At 71.9% G+C, this 18,743-nt stretch carries 37 protein-coding genes; all 37 read left to right on the forward strand.

All coding sequences use genetic code 11. The annotated features are described in order from the left end of the window. The first annotated feature begins 59 nt into the window (after window positions 1–59). Window positions 60–884 carry a helix-turn-helix domain-containing protein gene (locus AB0J55_RS17615; protein ID WP_364248987.1) on the forward strand — a complete coding sequence of 275 codons (825 nt, stop codon included), beginning with the start codon at window positions 60–62 and terminating at the stop codon, window positions 882–884. After that, window positions 857–1,048, forward strand: a complete 192-nt coding sequence (locus AB0J55_RS17620; protein ID WP_364248989.1) for a hypothetical protein — start codon at window positions 857–859, stop codon at window positions 1,046–1,048. Before AB0J55_RS17615 ends, AB0J55_RS17620 begins: the two co-directional genes overlap by 28 nt. Continuing rightward, window positions 1,045–1,521 carry a hypothetical protein gene (locus AB0J55_RS17625; RefSeq protein ID WP_364248991.1) on the forward strand — a complete coding sequence of 159 codons (477 nt, stop codon included), beginning with the start codon at window positions 1,045–1,047 and terminating at the stop codon, window positions 1,519–1,521. Before AB0J55_RS17620 ends, AB0J55_RS17625 begins: the two co-directional genes overlap by 4 nt. Further along, window positions 1,514–2,362 (forward strand): hypothetical protein, encoded by an 849-nt coding sequence (locus AB0J55_RS17630; protein WP_364248993.1) that lies wholly within the window; start codon window positions 1,514–1,516, stop codon window positions 2,360–2,362. The genes AB0J55_RS17625 and AB0J55_RS17630 overlap by 8 nt, the downstream gene beginning before the upstream one ends. Further along, window positions 2,355–2,675 (forward strand): hypothetical protein, encoded by a 321-nt coding sequence (locus AB0J55_RS17635; protein WP_364248995.1) that lies wholly within the window; start codon window positions 2,355–2,357, stop codon window positions 2,673–2,675. The genes AB0J55_RS17630 and AB0J55_RS17635 overlap by 8 nt, the downstream gene beginning before the upstream one ends. Continuing rightward, window positions 2,668–2,841, forward strand: a complete 174-nt coding sequence (locus AB0J55_RS17640; RefSeq protein WP_364248997.1) for a hypothetical protein — start codon at window positions 2,668–2,670, stop codon at window positions 2,839–2,841. The genes AB0J55_RS17635 and AB0J55_RS17640 overlap by 8 nt, the downstream gene beginning before the upstream one ends. Then, a complete protein-coding gene (locus AB0J55_RS17645; RefSeq protein WP_364248999.1) occupies window positions 2,834–2,956 on the forward strand; it encodes a hypothetical protein in 123 nt (40 codons plus the stop codon). Before AB0J55_RS17640 ends, AB0J55_RS17645 begins: the two co-directional genes overlap by 8 nt. Further along, a complete protein-coding gene (locus tag AB0J55_RS17650; protein WP_364249001.1) occupies window positions 2,953–3,327 on the forward strand; it encodes a hypothetical protein in 375 nt (124 codons plus the stop codon). Before AB0J55_RS17645 ends, AB0J55_RS17650 begins: the two co-directional genes overlap by 4 nt. Further along, a complete protein-coding gene (locus AB0J55_RS17655; protein ID WP_364249003.1) occupies window positions 3,324–3,971 on the forward strand; it encodes a hypothetical protein in 648 nt (215 codons plus the stop codon). Before AB0J55_RS17650 ends, AB0J55_RS17655 begins: the two co-directional genes overlap by 4 nt. Then, window positions 3,968–4,624, forward strand: coding sequence for a hypothetical protein (locus tag AB0J55_RS17660; protein WP_364249005.1), 657 nt, complete (start codon window positions 3,968–3,970; stop codon window positions 4,622–4,624). Before AB0J55_RS17655 ends, AB0J55_RS17660 begins: the two co-directional genes overlap by 4 nt. 65 nt (window positions 4,625–4,689) lie before the next feature. Beyond that, entirely contained in the window at window positions 4,690–4,992 is a 303-nt protein-coding gene (locus tag AB0J55_RS17665) for a hypothetical protein (RefSeq protein ID WP_364249007.1), read from the forward strand. A 37-nt stretch (window positions 4,993–5,029) separates the two neighbouring features. After that, the gene (locus tag AB0J55_RS17670; RefSeq protein ID WP_364249009.1) at window positions 5,030–5,218 is read left to right on the forward strand and encodes a hypothetical protein; all 189 of its coding nucleotides are present in this window, start codon (window positions 5,030–5,032) and stop codon (window positions 5,216–5,218) included. A gap of 83 nt (window positions 5,219–5,301) precedes the next feature. Continuing rightward, window positions 5,302–5,595 carry a DUF6221 family protein gene (locus AB0J55_RS17675; protein ID WP_364249011.1) on the forward strand — a complete coding sequence of 98 codons (294 nt, stop codon included), beginning with the start codon at window positions 5,302–5,304 and terminating at the stop codon, window positions 5,593–5,595. Further along, window positions 5,592–5,834, forward strand: coding sequence for a hypothetical protein (locus AB0J55_RS17680; RefSeq protein ID WP_364249013.1), 243 nt, complete (start codon window positions 5,592–5,594; stop codon window positions 5,832–5,834). Before AB0J55_RS17675 ends, AB0J55_RS17680 begins: the two co-directional genes overlap by 4 nt. Further along, a complete protein-coding gene (locus tag AB0J55_RS17685; protein ID WP_364249015.1) occupies window positions 5,831–6,031 on the forward strand; it encodes a hypothetical protein in 201 nt (66 codons plus the stop codon). The genes AB0J55_RS17680 and AB0J55_RS17685 overlap by 4 nt, the downstream gene beginning before the upstream one ends. Next, on the forward strand, window positions 6,028–6,159 hold the full coding sequence (locus AB0J55_RS17690) for a hypothetical protein (RefSeq protein ID WP_364249017.1): 132 nt from the start codon (window positions 6,028–6,030) through the stop codon (window positions 6,157–6,159). The genes AB0J55_RS17685 and AB0J55_RS17690 overlap by 4 nt, the downstream gene beginning before the upstream one ends. 273 nt (window positions 6,160–6,432) lie before the next feature. Continuing rightward, complete coding sequence (locus AB0J55_RS17695; RefSeq protein ID WP_364249019.1) at window positions 6,433–6,951, forward strand: helix-turn-helix domain-containing protein; 519 nt, start codon at window positions 6,433–6,435, stop codon at window positions 6,949–6,951. Window positions 6,952–6,973: 22 nt separating this feature from the next. Then, window positions 6,974–8,242: a terminase family protein gene (locus AB0J55_RS17700; RefSeq protein ID WP_364249020.1), complete on the forward strand. Its 1,269-nt coding sequence runs from the start codon at window positions 6,974–6,976 to the stop codon at window positions 8,240–8,242. Then, complete coding sequence (locus AB0J55_RS17705) at window positions 8,239–8,457, forward strand: DUF2829 domain-containing protein (protein WP_364249022.1); 219 nt, start codon at window positions 8,239–8,241, stop codon at window positions 8,455–8,457. Before AB0J55_RS17700 ends, AB0J55_RS17705 begins: the two co-directional genes overlap by 4 nt. Next, window positions 8,454–8,711 (forward strand): hypothetical protein, encoded by a 258-nt coding sequence (locus AB0J55_RS17710; RefSeq protein WP_364249024.1) that lies wholly within the window; start codon window positions 8,454–8,456, stop codon window positions 8,709–8,711. The genes AB0J55_RS17705 and AB0J55_RS17710 overlap by 4 nt, the downstream gene beginning before the upstream one ends. Window position 8,712: 1 nt before the next feature. Further along, on the forward strand, window positions 8,713–8,898 hold the full coding sequence (locus AB0J55_RS17715) for a hypothetical protein (protein WP_364249026.1): 186 nt from the start codon (window positions 8,713–8,715) through the stop codon (window positions 8,896–8,898). Window position 8,899: 1 nt separating this feature from the next. Further along, window positions 8,900–9,121: a hypothetical protein gene (locus AB0J55_RS17720; protein ID WP_364249028.1), complete on the forward strand. Its 222-nt coding sequence runs from the start codon at window positions 8,900–8,902 to the stop codon at window positions 9,119–9,121. Window positions 9,122–9,123: 2 nt separating this feature from the next. After that, window positions 9,124–9,297 (forward strand): hypothetical protein, encoded by a 174-nt coding sequence (locus tag AB0J55_RS17725; RefSeq protein WP_364249030.1) that lies wholly within the window; start codon window positions 9,124–9,126, stop codon window positions 9,295–9,297. Window position 9,298: 1 nt separating this feature from the next. Further along, window positions 9,299–10,885, forward strand: a complete 1,587-nt coding sequence (locus AB0J55_RS17730) for a phage portal protein (RefSeq protein ID WP_364249032.1) — start codon at window positions 9,299–9,301, stop codon at window positions 10,883–10,885. Window positions 10,886–10,891: 6 nt separating this feature from the next. Further along, complete coding sequence (locus AB0J55_RS17735; protein WP_364249034.1) at window positions 10,892–12,019, forward strand: phage minor capsid protein; 1,128 nt, start codon at window positions 10,892–10,894, stop codon at window positions 12,017–12,019. A gap of 10 nt (window positions 12,020–12,029) precedes the next feature. Then, a complete protein-coding gene (locus tag AB0J55_RS17740; protein ID WP_364249036.1) occupies window positions 12,030–12,839 on the forward strand; it encodes a hypothetical protein in 810 nt (269 codons plus the stop codon). A 22-nt stretch (window positions 12,840–12,861) separates the two neighbouring features. Next, window positions 12,862–13,041, forward strand: coding sequence for a hypothetical protein (locus tag AB0J55_RS17745; protein ID WP_364249038.1), 180 nt, complete (start codon window positions 12,862–12,864; stop codon window positions 13,039–13,041). A 24-nt stretch (window positions 13,042–13,065) separates the two neighbouring features. After that, entirely contained in the window at window positions 13,066–13,749 is a 684-nt protein-coding gene (locus tag AB0J55_RS17750; RefSeq protein WP_364249040.1) for a hypothetical protein, read from the forward strand. A gap of 15 nt (window positions 13,750–13,764) precedes the next feature. Further along, window positions 13,765–14,784: a major capsid protein gene (locus AB0J55_RS17755; protein WP_364249042.1), complete on the forward strand. Its 1,020-nt coding sequence runs from the start codon at window positions 13,765–13,767 to the stop codon at window positions 14,782–14,784. Continuing rightward, window positions 14,781–15,143, forward strand: a complete 363-nt coding sequence (locus AB0J55_RS17760; protein ID WP_364249044.1) for a hypothetical protein — start codon at window positions 14,781–14,783, stop codon at window positions 15,141–15,143. Before AB0J55_RS17755 ends, AB0J55_RS17760 begins: the two co-directional genes overlap by 4 nt. Next, window positions 15,140–15,715, forward strand: a complete 576-nt coding sequence (locus AB0J55_RS17765; protein ID WP_364249046.1) for a hypothetical protein — start codon at window positions 15,140–15,142, stop codon at window positions 15,713–15,715. Before AB0J55_RS17760 ends, AB0J55_RS17765 begins: the two co-directional genes overlap by 4 nt. 62 nt (window positions 15,716–15,777) lie before the next feature. Next, window positions 15,778–16,206 (forward strand): hypothetical protein, encoded by a 429-nt coding sequence (locus AB0J55_RS17770; protein WP_364249048.1) that lies wholly within the window; start codon window positions 15,778–15,780, stop codon window positions 16,204–16,206. After that, window positions 16,203–16,514 carry a hypothetical protein gene (locus AB0J55_RS17775; protein ID WP_364249050.1) on the forward strand — a complete coding sequence of 104 codons (312 nt, stop codon included), beginning with the start codon at window positions 16,203–16,205 and terminating at the stop codon, window positions 16,512–16,514. Before AB0J55_RS17770 ends, AB0J55_RS17775 begins: the two co-directional genes overlap by 4 nt. Beyond that, entirely contained in the window at window positions 16,511–16,855 is a 345-nt protein-coding gene (locus AB0J55_RS17780) for a hypothetical protein (RefSeq protein WP_364249052.1), read from the forward strand. Before AB0J55_RS17775 ends, AB0J55_RS17780 begins: the two co-directional genes overlap by 4 nt. Further along, window positions 16,852–17,286 carry a minor capsid protein gene (locus tag AB0J55_RS17785; RefSeq protein ID WP_364249054.1) on the forward strand — a complete coding sequence of 145 codons (435 nt, stop codon included), beginning with the start codon at window positions 16,852–16,854 and terminating at the stop codon, window positions 17,284–17,286. The genes AB0J55_RS17780 and AB0J55_RS17785 overlap by 4 nt, the downstream gene beginning before the upstream one ends. Before the next feature lie 9 nt (window positions 17,287–17,295). Beyond that, window positions 17,296–18,069, forward strand: coding sequence for an IPT/TIG domain-containing protein (locus tag AB0J55_RS17790; RefSeq protein ID WP_364249056.1), 774 nt, complete (start codon window positions 17,296–17,298; stop codon window positions 18,067–18,069). Further along, window positions 18,069–18,572, forward strand: a complete 504-nt coding sequence (locus AB0J55_RS17795) for a hypothetical protein (RefSeq protein ID WP_364249058.1) — start codon at window positions 18,069–18,071, stop codon at window positions 18,570–18,572. The genes AB0J55_RS17790 and AB0J55_RS17795 overlap by 1 nt, the downstream gene beginning before the upstream one ends. Window positions 18,573–18,743: the final 171 nt, after the last annotated feature.

Here is an 18,743-nt window from a genome sequence, read left to right on the forward strand (position 1 = left end):
ATCAAGGAGGTGAGCCCGGTGCTCCACCCATCCCCGCTGTCCGCGCTCACCGAGCCGTCATGAGCGTCGAGGCCGTGCACTGGGCGCTCTACGACGCGCCGATGCCGCTGACCGAGAAGGGCAAGCCGGACTCGACCGCGCGCTACGTCCTCGTCGTGCTCGCCGACCACGCCGACGCAGACGGCACGAACAGCTACCCCAGCCCTCTGCGGGTGCGCTGGGCCACCGGCCTCGACGAGCGCACCGTCACCCGCGCCATCGCGCGCCTCCAGGCGGCCGGCCTCATCGTCTACGACGGCGTCTCCCGCTACGGAACGAAGCGGTGGGCCCTCGCCCTCAACCGCCGACGTGGTGACACCTTCGAGCACCACCTGGAGGCGGCCGAGCAGGTGCGCCGAGTCGAGTCCGAGCGCCGCCAGGCGCGCCGGGACCGGGCCGCGATCGAGGCCGTGTCCGGGACGCAGAGTCCCGGACAACCTACGGCTGTCCGGGACGCAGAATCCCGGCGTCCGGGAGTTTCCGTCCCGGCGTCCGGGACGCAAGATCCGGATGTCCGGGACGCAGCGCCCCCCGAACCACCAGTAGAACCATCAGAGAACCACCAGGACCCCGGGGGCACGCTGCCCCCGGACCCCCTGCGACGAGACGACCCGCAAGCGGGCCGCCTCAACGATCCGGCGACGTCACCTTTCGACGGTGGTCCCGCGCAGTCCTTCCGTGAACTGGACCACTCACCAGCGCGCGCGAGCCCGAAACCCGCGAAGTGCCCGCACGGTCTCCCGAACCACACCCGCTCCGACCGCACACCCACCTGCTTCGCCTGCCGCCGAGGACTCCCGTCCGGAAAGGACCCACCGTGGCCCACGACCGCACCGGCGAGCTGATCGAGCCCGACGAGCACGACTGCGACGGCGGCTGGATCGACCGCGACGCCGACCCGCCGCTCAAGCCCTGCCTGATCTGCAAGCCCCACCTCGCCCCGGCCCGCATCGAAGCGAAGCTCCACGGCCTCTACGCCGAACCCCAACCACGAAGGGACAACCCATGACCGAGTACTCGCCTCGCGACCTCGCGGCGGTCGACCTGCTCGCCGACCTCGAGGAGATCACCCGCGAGAACCGCGACATGTGCCTCGACGAGATCGCCGGGCACCTCGCCGACCGCCGCTGGCGCCGTGCCCCGCACGAGGACCAGGAGACCGATGCCGAGCGGGAGGCGCGGTTCGATGCTGCTGCGCTGGACGTCGTGGCCCGCCTCTCAACGGGGGATCCGGCGCACCCGTTCCCCTACATCTCGGAGATGGCCGAGGGCCAGCCGCGCAACATCGAACCGCTGCCGTTCACCTCCGACGACGTCGGCGAGCGTCTTCGCTTCCCGCTCACCGGCGGCGTTTACCGGATCATCGCCGTCGACGAGACCGACCGAATGATCACCATCGAGGCGATCGGCCACCCGGACGACCGCACGACCGAGTCGTTCGCCGACGTCCTCGCGGCCGACGCCGAGGTGCTCCGTGGCTGACGACGCTGCCGGCGCCGTGCGCCGCACCCCACACCCCGACAGTGGCCGGGCTTGGACCCTCGGCGACGAGGCCGCGGGCACCGACGCCGGCTCACGCCCCGCCGCGCCGCCCGACCTGTGGTGGTCGCCGTCGATGGCCCGGTTCCTGTCCCGCCACGAGGACCAGGACGACGAACACCTGGTGTGGGTGTGGCACGGGCACCAGGAGAGCCTGCGGCACTACCTCGGCACCGGACTGGACAGCAACCCGCCGCTGCCCGCCGACGCGGTGCGCCTGGTCCCCGATGGCCCCGAGACGCGTCGCCCGGTGGTGCTGCTGCCCGCCGAGGACTGCACCTGTACCCCGCCGTACGCGGACTGCCCGCACGGTCCGGAGCCGGTCGACGCGCTCGCCCTCGCCGTGTGGCTGCACGCCGAGAGCGAGTGGTTCCGCGAGCAGAAGCAGCGCGAAATCCGGATGCTGCACGACCAGCTCCGCCGCCGGCGCGCCGAGCGGGACGGGCTGCAGGCCGAGCTGACCTGGCGGCGCCTCCGGATGGACGAGGTGCTCGCAGAGATCGACAGCTACGACGGCCCGACCAGTCCGGCGGAGCTGCCGGAGGACAGCGCAGGCACGAACATCCTCACCCGGATTCGCGCCCTGATGCAGGGCGACCAGCCCGCCGACGACAGGCAGCAGGCGTTCACAGACGCGGCCGGCGACCCCGAGGAAGAGCGCATCCGCGACGCCGAAGCGGCGCACGTCGGGGCCGAAGAGATGGCGGACGCGATCGCCGACGGGTGGGACCCCGCCTCCGACCTCGACGACGAGGAGCCCACCGGGGAGGCCGACCGTGGCTGACCTCGCACCCGGAATGAACATCCGCCTCTCCACGCTGCCTGGCGGCGGCTCGACCTTCGTCGAGATCGAGGACGACCACGGCCGCAGCGTCCGCATCGGCCACGCCACCACCCAGCTGGACGGCACCTGGACGATCCGGATCACCGCCGCCGACATCGCCGCACTGCCCGCCCCGAGCCAGTGCGAGGCCCGCACGCCGACCCGCTGGCAGTGGCCGTGCATCCACCGCGCCGGCCACGACAGCGCCCACCGGGCCCTCATCCCCAACGGCACGTACTCGTGGCACGACCCGGTGGCGGTGGACCGTGGCTGACACCACCTGCAGCCGCGGCCACCGCCTCGGCGACGGCGCGGCCACGCCTGGGCCGCACGAGCGCGCGAACGTCTACCGCTACCGCGACGGACGCCGAGCCTGCCTGCGCTGTACCCGCGCGCAGTGGCGCCGCCAGTGGGCCAGGAAGGCGGCCCGCCGTGGCTGACCCCGTGAGCGCCGTCATCCGCCTGTACGCCGCGTACCTGCGCGTCCGGCTCGCCGCCCGCGAGCGCGCCGCCAAGTCCCGCACCATCCGCCGACTCGACCGGGAGCACCGATGACCGAGCAGCCCACCACCCCACCCCCCGCCGGCCGCACACCGACCCTGGGCCGCGGCCTCGGCCGCTGGTCCGCGCACATCGACGGCGACCTGCCCCCGACCGAGCCCTACCAGCCGCCGACGCGTACCCGCCCGCCCGGCGGCTGGCCGAAGACCGGCAACCTCGGCGCCACCGCCCGCCTGGAGGACGACGAGCTGCCGGTCACCGTCCCGGCCCGCCCGTACGCCGACGTCCGCCTCGCCCGCGGCCAGCACCCCGACCGCGTCGCCCAGTTCCTCGCGTTCGACCACGCCGCCCTGGCCCGCTCGATGGCGGCAGCCGCGGCCACGATCGCCCGCGCGGCCCGTGCAATCGGCTGGTTCCGCCGATGACCGCCGAAGAGCAGCCCGACGGCATCGCCGACGACTCGACCGACCTACCTGACCCGGCCCGCGCCGCCGAGCGCGTGAACGCCTTCCTGGCGTGGTTCGGCGACGGGTTGGTCGGCGAGGGCGACGACACCCCGCTGTACGCGCGGGACCTGCAGGCCCTGGCGAACGCAGCTGGCCAGGCGACGAACGAGGACGCGGCGGTCCTGCGGGCGAGGCTGGCGCTGTCTCCGGTGCAGGTGGAGGCGATGGAGCAGGAGATCGCCGAGCTCAAGCAGGAGCACGGCGTGCTGTCCGGCCAGCTCCACGAAATCCGCGCGGCGCTGGCTGCCGTCGACGGTGACCCGGCGGTGCCGGTGGAGTACCTGGCCGACACCGTCCGTGCCGTCCTCCGAGGGGACACGCCGACACCCGCGCTCCGGGTGTTCTTCCCGGGCGACACCGTGCCCGCCGGGACGGCTTTGATGCTCGACGACGGGTCGCTGCTCGAAGCCGACACGGGAGCCGAGCGGTGGGACATCAACGACGGCGTCGCGGTCGAGCTGCTCGGCATCCCGACCCGCGAGGAGTGGCAGGCCGCTGTCGACCGGGCCCGGGACGCGCGCGCCGACGCCGAGTGGCAGCACACTGAAGGGACGAACCCATGACCACGACGTCCGTCCCGGCGACCGGTCCGCGCGACCGGTCGCGTCCGGCTCTCGCGCGTTCTACGGCGGCCGCGGTGTGCGTCGTCCGCGGCTGCACCCGGCCGGTCTACACCGGACACGCGTGCCCCGAGTGCGTGACCGAGTTGGCCGGCCAGCTGCGCGAGGTCGGCGAGTACGAGGGCGTGCTGCCGTTCATGGTCGAGCCGGTCCGCGGCGGGCCGGGCCGCGGCTCGCCGGGCTACGGGTCGCGGCCGCCGCTGCGGCTGGACGTGCTCGCGGCGCTCGACCCGCGCACGCTCCCGACGCCGGAGGACGACGTGTGGTCGATCTGGGGGACCATCGAGCGGATCTCCGCCTGGATCGCGGCCGAGCGAGGCGAGACCGGCCACGGACTCTGGTACGTCCTCACCCAGCTCCAGTGGGCCGCCGGCCAGGAAGGGTTCGGGGACGTCGCCGACGCCGTGCAGGAGCTACACCGGCGGGCCCAGGGGCTGGCGCACGACCGGCCGGACGGCACACTCGGCGACTGCCTCAAGCCGGGCTGCCCGGGCCAGGTGCATCCCGAGGGGCTCGGCGGCCGCTGCCGGGAGTGCAACCGCCCGTACCTGGGGCTCGGCCTGCTCAAGCTCCAGTGCGCGCAGGCCGCCGCTTGAAGGCGCGGTAACGCGACGCGGCGCCGCCGCGACTTCGAACAACCAAGCGAGGAGAGGATCACCACATGCCCATCCGCTACCTGACCCCGCGCCCGCAGGTTGTCGAGGCCCTCGAATGGACCGGCGACAACTTCGCCGAGGTCGTGACCTTCGGCAGCAGCTGGGGCTTCACCGCGGTCGACAACGGCGACGGCACCATCACCACCACCGGCGTGTGCTGTGCCGGCAACAACCTGCCTGTCGGTACCTGGCTCGTCGCGAACCGAGCCCAGACCCCGACCTCCGCCGAGGTCGAGGACCAGTACCAGGATCTTCCGTCCACCGGAGCCCCGTACGAGTACGGCGTCACCACGACGTCCACGCCGTAGGGTGCGGGGCAATCCGAACGAGAAAAGGAGGTCCTGAGTGGACCTGTGGCACGAGGCTTACGACTCCCTGAACAAGGCCGAGGGCGCCTTCGCCGCGAAGGGCATCGAGCCGGACCTGGACCAGCTGCTGAAGATCGCCGAGGTCAAGGCACTGTTGGCCGTCGGGCAGGAGCTGTCGAAGATCCACCATGAGGGCGTCAACCCGGACTACAGCGCCGGCGGCTGACCTCGACGGAATCGAAGGAAGGCCCCCGAACGTGCGTCGGGGGCCTTCTCGCGTCAGCGCCCGGCTCGGCCTACATTCGAGGCATGGCTGACCAGCACCAGGTGACGCGCACGGTCACCTACTTCGACGGCGAGGGCCACGAGCTGCCCGGCCCGGTCGACCCGTTGGTCGGGTTCTTCTGGGCCCGACTCGACGAGGAGCCCGACTCCGCGGACGTGCGCGCGAAACGGGCGATCCTCGACGACTACGCGCGCTATTGCGCCGACACCACCAACCCGGCCCGGGAGGCCATCTGCGGGGTGACGCGCACCGTCATCCGCCACCTCGCCACCGTCTACACCGGGCACCCCGACTACGACCCCGCGTGGCGGCCGTGACCGACCGGCCGCGGTACCCGGTCGGCACGCGCCTGCGCTTCCGGCTGTCCGGCTCGGTCTGGACGATCGAGAAGGACTGGCACCCACACCCCAACGTCGTCAAGACCGCGCGGATCACCGACGACCGGTACTACGTCGTCGAGGTCAACGGCCACCGCGACGTCATGCACCACGAGGTGATCGCCGACGGGTGCGACGTCATCCCCGACGACCCGCCGGCCGAGGACGGCACGCCGTGAAGCGCGTGCCCGCCCGCCTGGCCGTGCTGCTGCTGCACCAGGAGGCCGACGCCCGCGGCGACGACCGCTACCGCATCGGGCCAGCCACGCTCCGGCAGTGGGTGCGCCGCGGCCACCTCACCCGAGGTGACGGCGGTTACGACCTGCGGGAGCTCCTCGCCTACCTCGAGCGCCGGGATGGTGTGATCGAGGCATGAGCGACCAGACCGACGAGGCCCCCGCGGGCCCGACCTGCTCGAAGTGCGGCGCCGCGCCCGCCGGCCCGGGCGGCATCCTCTGCCCCGGCTGCCTGGCCGTCATCCAGGCGCAGCGGCTCCCCGAGTAGGCCGCGACACCCCAACCGGGCCCCGGTGCTTGGCCCAGGTGATCACATGTGTCACGCTTTCTGCGGGCGGAGCTATGCCCGCCCCTCAAGCTCACACACAAATCGCGCCGTACCCGGGATCGGCTCCGGGACCCACCGCCCCCGCCGGGCAGCAACCGGCGGGGGCGGTGCTGTACCCGGGGCTCGCCGGCTGAGTCGACGAGAGCCCTCGGCCCAGGCCCGCGCACGGGCAGGACGTGGAGGGCAACCCCGAGACCAGCTGGAGGTGATCGCGTGGCCAGAGCGCGCCCGATCACCGACGAGGACAAGCGCCGCGTCCGGGACCTCCACGCCGCCGGCGAGTCCCGCAACGCCATCGCCGAGGCCATCGGCCGGTCCGGCGCCACCGTCTCGAAGATCGCCGCCGAGCTCGGTCTCAGCTTCGACCGCGAGGCCGTGAAGGCCGCCACCGAGGCCAAGGTCGCCGACGCCCGCGCGCGCCGGGCCGCGCTGATGCTGGACCTCCTCGACGACGCCGCGCGGCTGCGGGCGCAGCTGTGGACGCCGCACACCTACGTCGACCACGGCGGCAAGGACTTCGTCCGCGAGGTCTGGACGCAGCCCGAGCCGACCGCCCAGGACAAGCTCAAGCTGATGCAGGCCACCGCCACCGCGGCGAACACCTCGATGAAGCTGGAGGAGCACGACACCGGCTCCGGCGGCGTCGACGGCGCCAAGAGCATGCTCGGCGCCCTCGCTGCTGGCCTGCAGGCCGCGTACGACCAGCTCCCGCCGGACGATGCCGGAGCTTGACCTCTCCCGGATCTTGGCGGTCATGTCGCCGAAGCAGATCCGGTCGATCGTCGAGGCCGGCCAGACCGAGCAGATCGCGCTCTGGTCCGGCGCCGTCCGGTCCGGGAAGACGATCGCGTCGCTGCTGGCGTTCCTGATCGCCCTCGCCGTCGCACCGGACATCGGCATGATCGTCATCTGCGGGAAGACGAAGGAAACGATCGAGCGGAACCTGATCGAGCCGCTCCAGTCGGCCGAACTGTTCGGGGTGCTAGCCAAGCAGGTCCACCACACCCGCGGCGCCGGCGTCGCGACGATCCTCGGCCGCACGGTGCACATCATCGGCGCCAACGACGTCCAGGCGGAGAGCAAGATCCGCGGCGCGACCATCGCGCTCGCCTACGCCGACGAGGCGACGCTGCTCCCCCGCGGGTTCTGGATGATGCTGCTGTCCCGCCTCTCGGTCCGCGGCGCCAAGCTGTACGCCACCACGAACCCCGACGGGCCGGCGCACTGGCTGCGGAAGGACTTCGTGCTCCGCGCGGCCGACGTCGGGCTGCGGTCGTGGCACTTCACGCTCGACGACAACCCGAGCTTGGACCCGGCGTACGTGGCGCGGCTGAAGCGGCAGTACGTCGGCCTCTGGTACCGCAGGTTCATCCTCGGCGAGTGGTGCCTGGCTGAGGGCGCGGTCTACGACATGTGGGACCCGGACCGGCACGTCGTCAAGACGCTGCCGCAGATCGACCGCTGGCTCAGCGCGGGCATCGACTACGGCACCACGAACCCGTTCGCCGCGCTGCTCCTCGGCCTGGGCCACCCCGAGCAGGACGGCACGCGGCGCCTGTACCTCACCCACGAGTGGCGCTGGGACTCCAAGCACCAGCGCCGGTCCCTCACCGACGTCGAGTACAGCGAGCGGTTCCGGGGCTGGCTCGGCGAGCTTCCGCACCCGAACTTCCCCGCGGCGAAGGGGATCTGGCCGGAGTGGACGGTCGTCGACCCGAGCGCGGCGTCGTTCGTGCAGCAGCTGCACCACGACGGGCTGACCCCGACGCTCGCGCGGAACGAGGTCCTCGACGGCATCCGTACCCTGTCCTCGCTCTTCGCCCGCGACCTGCTCAAGGTCCACGAGTCCTGCGAGGGCTTCATCTCCGAGATCCCCGGCTACAGCTGGGACCCCGACAAGGCCGAGAAGGGCGAGGACGCCCCGATCAAGGCGGCTGACCACTCGCTCGACGGCGGCCGGTACGGCATCCACACCACCGAGGCGCTCTGGCGCCCCTACGTCCAGGAAGGACAGGCAGCATGAATTTCGGCGAAGCGCTCGACGCCCTGAAGCAGGGCCGGAAGGTCACCCGCGCGGGCTGGAACGCGGGCGGCCAGTACGTCGAGCTGCAGGTGCCCGACGAGCACTCGAAGATGCGGCGCCCGTACCTGTTCCTGTGCCCGGTCGACGGCGCGCTGGTGCCCTGGGCGCCGTCGCAGAGCGACGTGCTCGGCGAGGACTGGAGCGTCGTCGAATGAGCGCCGAGGAGATCGACACCGGCAGCCAGAACGTCACCGGCTACCGCAAGCAGACCCCGGACGCCCTCGACACCGTCAACGAGATCAAGCACACCGAGGAGGTCGTCGCCAAGCTGTGGCGCTGGGTTCGCGCCCGGCCCAACGTGCCGACCGACCCGCGCCAGCTGGCCCTCGCGCGTACGGCGTTCGAGGAGGGGTTCATGCACCTCAACCGCGCGGTATTCCAGCCGGTCGACCCGTTCGAAGGCGACTGACATGGTCCAGCGCCGCCGGTACGCCACCCGGGCCGAGCTCGCCGCGCTGATGGCCGAGCGGATGCGCGGCGAGAACGACATGGACTCGACGTGGGAGGACCACGCGAACGCCGCGCTGGACGCCCTCGCCGAGCTGCACGTCCCCGTCGACGCGCTCGTGCGCATCGTCGCCGAAGAGGAGGTCTGAAGTGGCCGTTCATCACCCCGGATTCCACGCGCAGGATGGCTGGTACTTCGACCGGCAGGACGACGGCTCCGTGAAGATCGCCGCCGCTGTCCAGCGGTGCAGCGAGCAGATCGTCCTCGACGCGGACACGTGGGCTTCCATCGTGGCCAGCGTGAGCGCGGCGGGCGAAACCTCGGCGCGCTACCAGCAGGCGCGCCGCTTCCACGCCGGAACGGAGGTCTGACCGTGGCTCAGCGCTACGCCAACGCCGACGAGCTGGCCGACATGCTCGCCGCCGTCCCGGCCGTCACCTACGACCGGGCGACGGCCCGCGAGGTCGTCGACGGCCTGATCAGCATCGGCGTCCCGGTCGCCGTCCTGGTCATGGTCGACGTCCCCGACACGCCCGAGGCAGGCTGACGTGCCGCTCCCCGAAGGCGGGCCCTGGCCGCCGCGTGACTTCGTCGAGGCGTTCGAGACGATGCACACCTGGGGTGCCTGGTACTCCGGCAACCCCGACCAGCTCGCCACCGCCTACGAGCGCGTCGGGTCCCGGCTGGTGAACCACCCTCAGCTGCGCCCCTCGCAGCTGCGCGGCGGCGTGGTCGGCACCATGGCCCGATGGTTCTGGGGCCAGCCCATCCCGCCCGGGGAGAAGCGCTCCAAGCTGCACGTGCCCGTCGCGGCCGACATCGCCACCACGAGCGCCGATCTGCTGTTCTCCGAGCCCATCACCCTCACGTCCGACGACAAGGGCTCTGAGGGGCAGCTGAAGGACCTGCTGTCCGACGACCTGCACGCGACGCTGCTGGAGGCCGCCGAGATCGCGGCCGCGAAGTCCGGTGTGTACCTGCGGATCGTGTGGGACCGCGAGGTCAACCCCGCCGGCCCGTGGCTGCAGGCCGTGCACCCGGACGCCGCCATCCCCGAGTGGCGCTACGGCCGGCTGGCCGCGGTGACCTTCGTGCGGCAACTGGCGTGCGACGCCCAGGTCGTCGTCCGGCACCTCGAGCGGCACGAGGTCGTCGACGGCAAGGGCGCGATCCTGCACGGCGTGTACGTCGGCACCGAGACCGACCTCGGCAAGCCGGCGCCGCTGAACGAGTACCCCGAGACCGAAGCGCTCGCCGACGTCGTGGACCAGGACAGCAAGATCCTGACCGGGATCAACCAGCTGACCGCGGTGTACATCCCGAACATCCGCCCGAACCGCACGTGGGACCACCTGCCCGCGTGCGCGCCGTTCGGTCGCAGCGACTTCGCGTCCACCGAGCCGCTGATGGACGCCGTCGACGAGATCTACACCTCGTGGATGCGGGACCTGCGGCTGGCCAAGGCGAGGATCATCGTTCCGGAGGCGTACCTGCAGGACCGCGGGCCGGGGCGAGGCGCGCAGTTCGACGTGGACCGCGAGGCGTACGAGGGCCTGCCGATGATGGCGGCGGCGGACGGCTCCACACCGTTGACGCTGCAGCAGTTCGCCATCCGCGTCGAGGAACACGAGCGGATGGCGCTGCACTACGTCGGCCGGATCGTGACGACGAGCGGCTACAGCCAGCAGACGTTCGGGCTCACCGGCGACGTGGCCGTGACGGCGACCGAAGTCACCGCGCGCGAGCGGAAGAGCTTGATCACCCGAGACAAGAAGGTCAAGTACGTCCGGCCGCGGCTGGCGGAGATCCTGCAGGCGCTGCTCAAGGTCGCCGACGCGCAGGGCTTCGGCTGGAAGGTCGACGCGGGCAAGCTGCTGACCGTCAACTTCCCCGACGCCGTCCAGCAGGACCCCACGAGCCTCGCCGGGACCCTCGCCCAGCTGGAGGCCGCCCGGGCCGCGTCCACCGAGACGAAGGTCCGGCTCCTGCACCCCGAGTGGGAGAAGTCCGAGGTGGACGAAGAGGTCGCCCGGATCCTCAAGGAGTCGGGCCCGATGCAGGTGCAGAACCCCGACACCTTCACCGGCGACCTGGGCGACGGGCCGCCGGCCGACAAGCCCCCGGCGGGCGAGTAGCGCGCGATGCCGGTCGACCGGACGCTCGGCGCGGACATCGCCGGGACGATCGCCGAGCTCTACCACGGGCTCGAGGTCCAGCTGGCCGACCAGATCTCCCGCCAGCTGCGCGCCGGCATCGCCGAGCCCCCGGACGCGGAGAAGCAGCTGGCCGCGCTCGGGATCCTGTCCCGCGGCGCCCGGTCGCTGCTGAACCAGATCGAGCGGGACCTCACCGGCACCGTTGAGCAGGCCGTGGTGCTGGCCTACCACCGCGGCGGCGAGGCCGCGATCGCCGAGCTGGCCAAGCGGTCCGGGATGTCCGACCGGATGCTCGCCGACCTCCGCAAGCAGCTGCCGCAGCTCGGCGCGATCCAACGGATGGTGTACGCGCTCACCTCGAAGCTGCTCGGCACGCACGTGCGGATCCTCCGCTGGGAGCAGGACGCCTACCGCGAGGTCATGGCGAAGATGATGCTCACCGGCACCCTCACCGGGCGGGAGACCCGCCTCCGCACCGCACAGCGCGCCTGGGAGGAGCTGCTGGCCCGCGGGATCACGGGGTTCGTCGACAAGGCCGGCCGCCGCTGGGAACTCGCCTCCTACGTTGAGATGGCCTCCCGCACTGGCACCGCGCAGGCCGCAGTGCAGGGCAACCTCGACCGGCTCGCCTCCGCCGGCATCAACCTCGTGGTCGTCTCCGACGCCCCGCAGGAGTGCAAGCGGTGCCGACCGTGGGAGGGCAAGGTCCTCGCCCGCACAGGCCCGGGCGCGCGCGACGTCCGCGTGCAGCACGGCACCCAGGACCGCACCGTCACCGTCCACGTCGCCGGGTCGGTCCTCGAAGCGGTCGAAGCCGGGCTGCTACACCCGAACTGCCGCCACAGCCTCTCGGCGTACCTGCCCGGCGTGACCCGGCTCCCGACCGACACCGCGGACCCCGACGGCGACCTGGCCCGGCAGAAGCTGCGCGCGCTGGAACGGAAGGTGCGCAAGGACAAGCTGCAGGCCGCCGCCGCGCTCGACCCAGCCGCCCGCCGCGTGTTCGAGGCGAAGGTCCGCGCCACCCAGGCCGAGATCCGCGACCACCTCAAGACCGCACCCACCCAGCTGTTCCGCCAGCCCCACCGCGAGCGGATCGGCACAGCCCGATGAGGAGACCCTGGTGGCGTTCAACTTCGACGAGCTGACGCCGGAGGCCAAGCGCGCCGCGTTCGCGCACATGCGCCTCGGCAGCGGCGGCCGGCACAAGAAGCTGTCGGCCAAGAAGAAGGCCGCCGTCGAGCACCACGGCCGCGGCAAGGTGAGCGGCAAGCTCGACAGCGGCACGGTCAAGGGCAACCTGACCGCGGCCGACCACGACAAGGGCTCCATGGGCGGTCAGCTCCCGATCGCGAAGGCACGACCGTCCGCACGCAAGGCCGCGGCGACCCCGAAGGCGACCGCCGACACCCCCGAGGCCCGTTTCGACAACCACACGACGAGCCACATCGAACAGCTGACCCGCGGCAAGGGCAGATACGCCAGCCTGGCAGCCCTGCGGAAGGCCCTCGATCAACAGGGCTACTCCCGCTCCGAGCAGGACACGCACCTCAAGCGGATGAACCGCGAGCGAAAGATCAACCTGGTCCCCGAGGACAACCGCAAGGTCCTCAGACAGGAAGACCACGACGCCGCTGTCCGGCTCGGCAGCGATGACAACCACCTGGTCAGCCTCCTCCCTCCGACGGCGGCCGCTGCTGCGGTGAAGCCGTCGCCGAGCACCGACGTGAAGAAGCTGGCCGCGTCGCGGACCGAAGCCGACCACGCCGATCTCGCCCAGAAGTACCTGCAGATGCACGGCGACGCCGGGGTCGAGAAGAAGATCGCCGCGCTGTCAAAGCGGAAGCGGCTCGGCCCGGGCGAGCGCGCACAGCTGGCCGCGCTCAAGAACCTGAGGAAGAAGCCGCAGGCCGCCCCGGAATGGCCGTCCTGACTTGATCGAAGGAGGGCCCACCGTGGCCGACACACCGAAGCTGGGCTCCGGAGCCCGGTTCCGCAAGCTCGTCGCCCAGGTGGCGGCGAAGGGCGCCGACGACCCGAAGGCAGTCGCCGCGGCGGCCGGCCGGAAGAAGTACGGCGCCCGAAAGTTCGGGCGACTCGCCGCGAAAGCGGCGAAATCGCAGGGTTCCGAGTAGACCGTCCAGGAAGGACGTACGATCATGGCAGAACCGTCGCAGGGGCCAGGCGCCCCGGCCGACGCGGGGACCGGTGGCCAGGCGCCGCAGGGGACCCAGCAGCCGCCCGCGCAGCAGACGACCGGCCAGGCGCCGGCCAGCCAGCCGCCCGCGGACACGAAGACCGACCTGTCCACGCTGCCCCCGGATGTCCGCAAGGTCATCGAGGACCTGCGTACCGAGAACGCCCGGCACCGTACCGACAAGCAGCAGAGCGCAGCCCAGGCCCAGGCGGCCAAGGAACAGCGCGACGCCGTGCTCAAGGCGTACGGACTCCTGCCCGACGGCACCGACGCTCCGCCCGACCCCGAGGCCCTGGCGGCCCAGGTCACGCAGCAGCAGGCCGTCAACTGGGAGACCGCCGCGGAGAACGCGATCCTCCGGGTCGCGGGCCCGGCCGGCGCGGACGCGGACGCCCTGCTCGACAGCAACGCCTTCCTCGACAGCCTCGGCGAGTTCATCGAGCTCGACCCGAAGTCCTCGGACTTCCGGACCAAGCTCAAGGCCCACATCGCCAAGTGGGTCGAGGACCACCCGAAGCACAAGACCGCCGGCGCGGCCTCCACGGCCACCCGATCCGGCGGCGACCACCCGGGCGGCACCGGCACCCCGACCACCCGACCCCGTTCCCTCGCAGCCGCCGTGTCCAAGCACTACGGCGGCAAGTAACCCAAGGAGCACGACATGCCTGTGACGCTCGCTCAGGCGCAGCTCAACACGCAGACCGACGTCGACTACGCGGTCATCGACAACCTGCGCCGGTACAACTGGCTGTTCGATCGGATCGTCTTCGACGACACCGTCGTGCCGGGCACCGGCGGCGGCACGCTGACCTACGGCTACACCCGGCTCACCCAGGCGGCGCCGGCCTCGTTCCGCGCGCTCAACACCGAGTACACGCCCGGTCAGGCGCAGCGTCAGCGGTTCACCGCGGACCTGAAGCCGCTCGGTGGCGCGTTCACGATCGACCGCGTGCTGGCCAACCTGGGCGGTGCGGCCACCAACGAGACGACTTTCCAGATGCAGCAGGTGCTCGTCTCGACGCGCTGCCGCTTCAACCGGGAGCTCATCCTGGGCGACACGGCAGTCGACTCCCTGGGCTTCGACGGCCTCTCGAAGGCCCTGACCGGCACCACGACCGAGAAGACGGCCGGCTACTCGGCGGGCTCGGCGGACTGGACGCCGGCCACGGTCAACACCCAGGCGCTGGCGAACACCCGCCTCGACGAGCTGGACGACTGGCTGTCCACCATCGTGCCGTCGCACGTCGGCGGCGGCGACCAGGGCGAGCCGGGCGCGCTGCCGCCGGGCGAGAAGGCGATCCTGGGCAACACGAAGTCGATCACCCGTGTGCGCGCGCTCGCGCGCTGGGCGTCGATGTACACGTCCACGAAGGACGATCTGGGCCGTGAGGTCCAGAAGTACGGCGACTGGACGCTGGTCGACCTCGGCGACCGGGAGGACGGCGGCTCGCCGATCATCCCGATCTCCGGCACCGGCACCACCGACCTGTACGCCGCCACCTTCGGCCTCGACGCGCTGCACGGCGCGAGCCCGGCCAACCACCAGCTGGTGCAGACCTGGATGCCGGACTACTCGACCGCCGGCGCGGTCAAGACCGGCGAGGTCGAGATGGGCCCGGTCGCCATGGTGCTGAAGAACACCAAGGCGTGCGCGGTCCTGCGGGGGGTGAAGGTCCAGTGACGAAGTTCCGGATCTCCACTCCCGTCGCGGAGTTCACCGGCGAGGTCGGCGGGTGCGCTTTCGCGAAGGGCGTGTACGAGGGTGAGGTCGGCGACGGCCCGCTCGCCTACTTCCGCTCCCAGGGCTACACCGTCGAGGAGCTCGACGAGACCCCGGCCGAGCCGGAGGCGACCGAGCCGCCCGCGCCGGTGCTGACGTTCGCCGACGACCCGACCATCGCGCCCGCGGGCAACGCGTCCGAGGCCGACTGGCGGGCCCACTGCCTGGCTATCGGCGCGACGCAGGACCAGGTGAAGGACCTCAAGCGTGACCAGCTCAAGGAGCTGGCCGCCACGATCACGAAGGAGTCGCAGGCATGAGCCAGCTCGGCGCGTACCGAGGCGTCGTGCGCGACGCCATCGCGTTCCTGTCCAGTTCGGACCGCCCGGACCCGACCCAGACGTTCCACCGGTGCAACCTGCCGCGGGTGGGCCTGGACGACGTCCCGGCGGCCGCGTCCGGCGTGCTGCTGTCGGTGGCCCTGTGGCTGAACGCCGGCGACCTCGTGTCCTCGCTGACGTTCATCTCCGCGGGCACCGCGGCCGGGACGCCGACCAACCAGTTCGCCGCCCTGTACAGCAACGCCGCCACCCCGGCGCTGCTGGCCCAGTCCGCGGACGGCACGAACGGCGCGTGGGCCGCGGACACGGCGAAGACGTTCACCCTCGCCAGCCCGGTCCGGATCGCCACCTCGGGGATCTACTGGGCCGCGCTGTCGGTCACCGCCACCACGGTGCCGACGCTGGTCGGTTCCTCGGCCGGCGCGAAGCCGGTGCTGACCGGCGAGGGCAACCTCGCCCAGACGTCCGGCTCCGGCCTGACCGCGACCGCCCCGGCGACGATCGCCACCCCGGCGTTCAAGCGCCAGGTCCCGCTCGTCATCGCGCAGTAAGCCCGCGCGGGCCCGGACGGGAGACCGGGCCCGCGCAACCCCCTTGGAGGAGGTGAACCCTCGTGGCACTTGTGTACGCCACCCTCGGCGACCTGGCCGAGCACAAGCCCGAAGACGTGACGCTGTCCAGCAGCAACACCGAACTCGCGCGGCAGCTGGAGTCAGCCTCGAGGGAGATCCGCCGGGCGACCAAGACGGCGATCTACGACGTCGACAGCGACGGCTACCCGACCGACACGAAGATCCGGGAGACGTTCCGGCTGGCCACCTGCGCGCAGGTGTACTGGTGGGCCGAGACCGGCGACGAGCAGGGCGTCGCTGGCCAGTTCAACAACGTCAGCATCGGGTCGGTGTCGATGTCCCGCGGCGGCGGCGCGGCCGCCGCGGGCGGGAACGACGGCCGGCTCGCCCCGACCGCGGCGACGATCCTCGCCGACGGCGTCACCCCCGGCGCGATCGTGGGGTCGTACACGTGGGAGGGCTGGCTGTGAAGCTACCCCGCTGGCTGCTGCAGCACACCGCCACCATCGAGCCCTTCGCGGGCGCGGGCGCCAACGGGCCCGTGTACGGGGCGGGTGTGGTGGTGCGGTGCTTCCGTGACGACAAGCGGCGCCTGGTCCGCTCCGGCACCGGGGAACAGGTCGTGTCGGAGACGACGCTGTACTGCCCGCCCGGCACCGTCGCACCCCCGCAGTCCCGTGTGGACCTCGGCACCCGCGTGGCCACCGTCATCACCGTCGCTGACCGCGACGGCGGCACGCTGCCGGTCCCCTCGCACGTGGAGGTGAACTGCACGTGAGCATCCGCGCCGAGGTGACCTGGCACGGCGGCCTGATCGACGAGCGGGCCGAGTCCGCGGCCGAGCACGGCCTGGCGCTCGGCGCGGAGCACGTCCTGCAGGCGTCCCGTGCCGTTGTGCCCCTTGAGGAGGGCACGCTGGAGCGGTCCGGTGTGGCCAGCCACGAAGGGCTCGCCGCGGCGGTGTCGTACGACACCGTGTATGCCCGGTACCAGCACGAGCGGCTCGACCTGCGGCACGCCAACGGCCGCACCGCGAAGTACCTCGAGGGCCCGCTGAACGCCGAGCAGGCCACCGTCGCCGAGATCCTCGCGGCCGAGCTGAGGAAGGCCCTCGAATGAGCTTCACCGGGGACCTGCTGGACGGGTATGCCGCGCTGATCGCCGCGGCCGGCATCGGCACCGTCCGCAGCGACGGCAGCGCCTACCAGGCGTCGGAGACTGCGATCACCTTCGGCGCCATGCCCTCCGAGCCGGACCGGGCGATCACACTCACCGCGTACCCGGTGCGCGACGATCCGTCCCTTTCGGACTCGGTCGTCGGACTGCAGGTCCGAACCCGCGGCGGCAGCGACCCGCACGACGTCGAGGGCCTGGCCGACGCGCTGTTCGACCTGCTGCACCACCCGCAGGCGCACACGGTCGGTGCGATCCGGGTCGTGCAAGCGCTGCGGAACTCCGGCGGGCCGCTCGGCCGCGACGAGAACAACCGCTGGGAACGCTCGGACAACTACTACGTCACCGTCAACCGGCCCACGGCCAACCGCACCTAGGAGCACGACATGCCCGTCCCGACTCGCACCCCGCTGGGCGCCGCCACGACCCAGATCATGTGGTACCTGGACGTCGACACCGCCAGCAGCACCACCGCGCCCGTGTGGATCCCCGTCATGGGCATGACGGACTTCAAGCAGAAGCTGGACCCGACGCTGCAGGACGACTCCGACTTCGACAGCGCCGGCTTCATGTCGAAGACGAAGACCGCCGAGGCGTGGGGCGTCGACGCGAAGATCGTTCGCAAGGTCCTGAAGGCCGACCAGACCTCGTACGACCCGGGCCAGGAGTTCCTCCGCGGCAAGGCGATCGGCAAGCTCGGCGCCGCGAACTCCGCGCACATCCGGTTCTACGAGATGACCCCGGGTGGCCCGCGCGCGGAGGCGTACGACGGCTGGGCCGCGGTCACCTGGTCGCCCGACGGCGGGAAGATGAGCGACCTCAACGCCGTGTCGCTCACGCTGGACGGCCAGGGGCAGCTCGTCGCGATCACGCACCCGAACACCGGCTCCGTCATCCCTGTCCTCACCGCGGTCGTCCCGGCCGGCGGCACCACCGCAGGTGGCAACCTCGTCCGCATCCAGGGCACCAACTTCACCGGCACCACGGGCGCGGCCAGCGTCAAGATCGGCGGCACCAACGCCACCGCCTACGACGTCATCTCCGACGGCCTCATCGAGGCCATCGCCCCCGCGCACGCGGCCGGCCAGGTCGACGTCGTCGTCACCAACGGTGCCGGCGCCTCGGCTGCCACCGCCCAGTCGAAGTACACCTACAGCTGATGGCCGTGCTCAAGGACCTCACGCAGTTCCTCGGGGACGACGTGCTGGCGGTCAAGGTGTCGGGCAAGGCGCATCCGGAGGGCAAGGAGTACCGGATCGCCGAGCCCGACGCCGACACCGGCCTGTACCTGATGGCGCTGGCCCAGACCGCCAAGAAGACCGCGGCCGGCGCCGAGGTCACGCCAGAGGAGCTGTCCAGCCTCCAGTTCGACGGCGGCCGCGAGATCGACCTCACCCGGATGGTGCTCGGCGACGTCTACGACGAGCTGCGCGCCGACCAGGTGCCGTTGCGGAAGATCGCCGGGGTGACGCAGTACGCGTTCATCCACTTCACGATGGGCGAGCAGGTCGCCGAGCAGCTGCTGCCGGGGGAAGCCCCGGCCCCGAACCGGAAGGCACGCCGGAAGGCGTCACGGGACGGGGCGACTACGACGCGGCAACCGGGCTCCACCGCTGGTACGACCTCAGCCCGGAAGCGAAAGCCGAAGCCGAAGGCACGGTAGGCCCGACCTGGGTCGAGCTGCTCGCGAAGTGGGCGCTCGTCGAGACGGACCTGCACGAGCTGTACGGAATCGACGTCGGCGACCGGGCCCTGTTGAGGGCCCGGTCCTGGCGGTGGCTCCGGATCCGCATTCAAGGCCTGTTGCAGTCCCCGGACACCCGCGTGCACCGGG

The sequence above is a fragment of the Amycolatopsis sp. NPDC049688 genome (assembly GCF_040674975.1).
Taxonomy (GTDB): Bacteria; Actinomycetota; Actinomycetes; order Mycobacteriales; family Pseudonocardiaceae; genus Amycolatopsis.

Excerpts from the sequence above, each read along its gene's own strand:
- AB0J55_RS17615 (WP_364248987.1), top strand. The coding sequence starts at position 60 with ATGAGCGTCGAGGCCGTGCACTGGGCGCTCTACGACGCGCCGATGCCG.
- AB0J55_RS17625 (WP_364248991.1), top strand. The coding sequence starts at position 1,045 with ATGACCGAGTACTCGCCTCGCGACCTCGCGGCGGTCGACCTGCTCGCC.
- AB0J55_RS17650 (WP_364249001.1), top strand. The coding sequence starts at position 2,953 with ATGACCGAGCAGCCCACCACCCCACCCCCCGCCGGCCGCACACCGACC.
- AB0J55_RS17655 (WP_364249003.1), top strand. The coding sequence starts at position 3,324 with ATGACCGCCGAAGAGCAGCCCGACGGCATCGCCGACGACTCGACCGAC.
- AB0J55_RS17660 (WP_364249005.1), top strand. The coding sequence starts at position 3,968 with ATGACCACGACGTCCGTCCCGGCGACCGGTCCGCGCGACCGGTCGCGT.
- AB0J55_RS17665 (WP_364249007.1), top strand. The coding sequence starts at position 4,690 with ATGCCCATCCGCTACCTGACCCCGCGCCCGCAGGTTGTCGAGGCCCTC.
- AB0J55_RS17675 (WP_364249011.1), top strand. The coding sequence starts at position 5,302 with ATGGCTGACCAGCACCAGGTGACGCGCACGGTCACCTACTTCGACGGC.
- AB0J55_RS17690 (WP_364249017.1), top strand. The coding sequence starts at position 6,028 with ATGAGCGACCAGACCGACGAGGCCCCCGCGGGCCCGACCTGCTCGAAG.
- AB0J55_RS17700 (WP_364249020.1), top strand. The coding sequence starts at position 6,974 with ATGTCGCCGAAGCAGATCCGGTCGATCGTCGAGGCCGGCCAGACCGAG.
- AB0J55_RS17705 (WP_364249022.1), top strand. The coding sequence starts at position 8,239 with ATGAATTTCGGCGAAGCGCTCGACGCCCTGAAGCAGGGCCGGAAGGTC.
- AB0J55_RS17710 (WP_364249024.1), top strand. The coding sequence starts at position 8,454 with ATGAGCGCCGAGGAGATCGACACCGGCAGCCAGAACGTCACCGGCTAC.
- AB0J55_RS17715 (WP_364249026.1), top strand. The coding sequence starts at position 8,713 with ATGGTCCAGCGCCGCCGGTACGCCACCCGGGCCGAGCTCGCCGCGCTG.
- AB0J55_RS17735 (WP_364249034.1), top strand. The coding sequence starts at position 10,892 with ATGCCGGTCGACCGGACGCTCGGCGCGGACATCGCCGGGACGATCGCC.
- AB0J55_RS17750 (WP_364249040.1), top strand. The coding sequence starts at position 13,066 with ATGGCAGAACCGTCGCAGGGGCCAGGCGCCCCGGCCGACGCGGGGACC.
- AB0J55_RS17755 (WP_364249042.1), top strand. The coding sequence starts at position 13,765 with ATGCCTGTGACGCTCGCTCAGGCGCAGCTCAACACGCAGACCGACGTC.
- AB0J55_RS17765 (WP_364249046.1), top strand. The coding sequence starts at position 15,140 with ATGAGCCAGCTCGGCGCGTACCGAGGCGTCGTGCGCGACGCCATCGCG.
- AB0J55_RS17785 (WP_364249054.1), top strand. The coding sequence starts at position 16,852 with ATGAGCTTCACCGGGGACCTGCTGGACGGGTATGCCGCGCTGATCGCC.
- AB0J55_RS17790 (WP_364249056.1), top strand. The coding sequence starts at position 17,296 with ATGCCCGTCCCGACTCGCACCCCGCTGGGCGCCGCCACGACCCAGATC.
- AB0J55_RS17795 (WP_364249058.1), top strand. The coding sequence starts at position 18,069 with ATGGCCGTGCTCAAGGACCTCACGCAGTTCCTCGGGGACGACGTGCTG.